The 3,384-nt window shown below is 24.2% G+C and carries 5 protein-coding genes; 3 read left to right on the top strand and 2 right to left on the bottom strand.

Features of this window, described 5'->3' with window-relative positions; all coding sequences use genetic code 11:
• Positions 1 to 498: 498 nt before the first annotated feature.
• A complete protein-coding gene (locus FEF22_RS02265; RefSeq protein WP_210352303.1) occupies positions 499 to 588 on the top strand; it encodes an SVM family protein in 90 nt (29 codons plus the stop codon).
• Positions 589 to 719: 131 nt separating this feature from the next.
• Here FEF22_RS02265 and FEF22_RS02160 read toward each other — a convergent pair whose 3' ends face one another.
• Positions 720 to 1,184, bottom strand: coding sequence for an SVM family protein (locus FEF22_RS02160; RefSeq protein WP_210352301.1), 465 nt, complete (start codon positions 1,182 to 1,184; stop codon positions 720 to 722).
• Between the two features lie 28 nt (positions 1,185 to 1,212).
• Complete coding sequence (locus FEF22_RS02155) at positions 1,213 to 1,587, bottom strand: hypothetical protein (protein WP_210352302.1); 375 nt, start codon at positions 1,585 to 1,587, stop codon at positions 1,213 to 1,215.
• Positions 1,588 to 2,134: 547 nt separating this feature from the next.
• Between FEF22_RS02155 and FEF22_RS02150 the strand changes: the two genes are divergently transcribed.
• Together FEF22_RS02150 and FEF22_RS02260 are read left to right on the top strand one after the other, a co-directional pair.
• Positions 2,135 to 2,578: a hypothetical protein gene (locus FEF22_RS02150; RefSeq protein ID WP_138107809.1), complete on the top strand. Its 444-nt coding sequence runs from the start codon at positions 2,135 to 2,137 to the stop codon at positions 2,576 to 2,578.
• Between the two features lie 502 nt (positions 2,579 to 3,080).
• On the top strand, positions 3,081 to 3,269 hold the full coding sequence (locus tag FEF22_RS02260) for a hypothetical protein (RefSeq protein ID WP_308699411.1): 189 nt from the start codon (positions 3,081 to 3,083) through the stop codon (positions 3,267 to 3,269).
• The last annotated feature ends 115 nt before the right edge of the window (positions 3,270 to 3,384 follow it).

Below are 3,384 nucleotides of genomic sequence, written 5' to 3'. Positions count from 1 at the left end.
GCACCCTTTGAAGATGGATAAAGTTTTATGGATAGGTTACATGGAGCGCCTCTAGTTTTGTTGTTGATACATTACAGTTAGCAACACAGCAGTATCAGCTTTAATCATTGCATTTTTTATTATTTTAGATTATTAGTTTTTTTTATTGATTAGATTTTTCGTTTTAACGGCAATGAAAAATCATTAAATTACTAAAAGAGAAAATCCCTATTTTAAAAGAAACTAAATTTGAAAAATTGATGAATGGTATGACGATAATAAAAATGCACAATGATTAAAAAGCCAAATACACCTTTGATGGTCTTAACGGGTTAGCTATTATCAACAAAAACTAAACATCTTCCATCTTCCACTTTATTCTGAACCATAAACCATTAAAGATAAACATAACTATTAAATTCCAAGAAGCCGAAAATAAAAACGCTAATCTAATGATTGGTAGATAAAAAATTAAAGGAGAAATTTATTAATGTTTAAAGTAAAAGCAATTTTTAGTGTATAATTTATATTTGTTTAATAAGTTTTATAGGATTATTATTTATAATTAATAATAATAAAGTTATGGCAATGAATAAGGGAAATAACTAAGTGAAAGAATAAACAATAAAGATGCAAGGAAAATTCACAATAATGAACCTATTCTTATTGATGTTAAAGTTACGGAAATGGATAAAAAATCAATATGAAAGAATAAACAATAATTGAAATACACAATGAACCTAGTAATGTTTAACATTACTAGGTTCATTATTGGCAATTTGTTTCCCTTTATCTTTATTGTTGTTTTTCATTACCATTGTCATAAATTTATTATTAATATTATTAATACGTTCATTCATGTCAATTTGTTTCTCTTTATCTTTATTGTTTATTGTTTCAGGGTTATTTTTATCCATTTCCATAAATCTAGCATGTTTAACATTACTAGGTTCATTATTGGTATTTTTTTTCCAATTATTGTTTATTCTTTCATATTGATTTTTATCCATTTCCGTAACTTTAACATCAATAAGAATAGGTTCATTATTGGCAATTTTTTTCCCTTTATCTTTATTGTTTATTCTTTCATAGTTATTTTTATTCATTGCCATAACTTTATTATTATTAATTATAAATAATAATCCTATAAAACTTATTAAACAAATATAAATTATACTACTAAATTGCTTTTTTACTTTAAACATTAATAAATTCTCCTTTAATTTTTTTTATCTACCAATCATTAGATTGGCGTTTTTTATTTTCGGCTTCTTGGATTTTGCCATAGTTATGTTTATCTTTGAAGATGGATAAAGTTTTATGGACAGGGTTAAAGTGGAGATGGAAGATGTTTAGTTTTTGTTGTTGATAATAACCAACCCCGTTAAGACCATCAAAGGTGTATTTGGCTTTAATCATTGTGCATTTTTTATTATCGTCATACCATTCATCAATTTTTTCAAATTTAGTTTCTTTTAAAATAGGGATTTCCTCTTTTAGTAATTTAATGATTTTCATTGCCGTTAAAACGAAAAATCTAATCAATAAAAAAACTAATAATCCTAAAATAATAAAAAACCGTTTAATTATTTTTTTAATTTTGATCATGGTTATTAATTCCTTTATTAATTCCTTTGGAAAAATTTTTAATGGTACAAACATTCTAACATATCTAACTTTTTAATCAAATTTAAAACTATTTACGGATCCAACTTATTACAGATTTAACTTTATCATTTATGTGCTCATTACTTATTTTATTGATTGATGAATGGTTGGCAAGAGCATTTCCAGGCTCTTTTGGTTTTCAAGATTTCTTAAATTTAATTTGTCGGTATTCTGTTTTTCGTTTCATCTTTATATTTTTTTGTTTTTTGTATAAAACATCTTTAAAATAATTTCTTTTCCTTTTAATTGTTTAGCACAATTATTAAGAAAAAAAGAACAAATTATTACAGAAATAATTATAGAAAATATAATTATAATTACTCTCAATCATATTATAAGAAAAATAATTATAGAAATAAATTTTTTAAGCCAAATTCTTATAATAAATTATTAAAAAAATTACTCAGATTCAAATAGAAAATATCAATCTTTTTGGCGTTGGTATTTTTGGAATAAAAGAAATAGAAAATATTAAGGAGAAATTTATATGAAAAACAAAAAATATTTTCGTATTTTTTTTATTCTGTTTTTAATGTTTATTCTGTTTATTTTATTTTTCTTTTTATCCTATTGTTTTTTGAAAATATCACCTCATACATCTTCTGTCAAAGAGGTTTATTCTTCAGTTACTCAACCAGTAACTGAAGTCAAACCAGAAACAGAAAATAATAGGGTTGAAAAGATAACTCTTAAAGATATTTATGAATCGGCTTTTTCTACGGATGAAGACGAAGAAACTAAAGCTCGAACTTTTATAGATTTAATTGAAATGAATTTACGAGGAGGAGCTATTGATATTGCTGATATTAGTGAATTATCAGAAGAGATACCTGAGTTAACTTATAAACCAATCAAAAAATATATCCACACAACAAAAAAACAAACCCTTAAAGACAAAATCACTCAATTAAAAAAATTATTCCAACAATAAGAAAAGGAATATCAAACCATTATCTCTCAAAAAAGATAAAGAAATAACTTAGCTAAACCAAATCATTAACCAACAAACTGAAGAAATTAATCACTTAAGTGAGGAATTAGAACAACAAATTGATAAATAGGTTCAATAAGTTCTGAATATTAAAGTTCTCGAATGAACAATCAAAGCTTTAGAAAATGCTTCTAGAAGATAAATTGAAGAAAACAACGAAATCCGTCATGAAATAGAAATTATCAGAGAAAAACTAAGAACCGAGAAGATCACGATAAAACTAAAAAAGTTGGAAACGCGTAAATAATGAATTAACACCCAAAAAAAAACAGAATACCGACAAATTAAATTAAAGAAATCATAGAAAACCAAAAAACCTGGAAATGCTCTTGCCAACCATTCATCAATAAAATAAGTAATGACATAAATGATAAAGTTAAATCTGTAATAAGTTGGATCCGTAAATAGTTTTAAATTTGATTAAAAAGTTAGATATGTTAGAATGTTTGTACCATTAAAAATTTTTCCAAAGGAATTAATAAAGGAATTAATAACCATGATCAAAATTAAAAAAATAATTAAACGGTTTTTTATTATTTTAGGATTATTAGTTTTTTTATTGATTAGATTTTTCGTTTTAACGGCAATGAAAATCATTAAATTACTAAAAGAGAAAATCCCGCTCTTTTAAAAGAAACTAAATTTGAAAAATTGATGAATGTATGACGATAATAAAATGCACAATGATTAAAGCCAAATACACCTTTGATGGTCTTAACGGGGTTGGTTATTATCAACAACAAAAA

The sequence above is a fragment of the Texas Phoenix palm phytoplasma genome (assembly GCF_005774685.2).
Lineage (GTDB): Bacteria > Bacillota_I > Bacilli_A > Acholeplasmatales > Acholeplasmataceae > Phytoplasma.
Note: the sequence above shows the minus strand (reverse complement) of the source record. Positions and strands in the feature narration are given on the sequence as shown.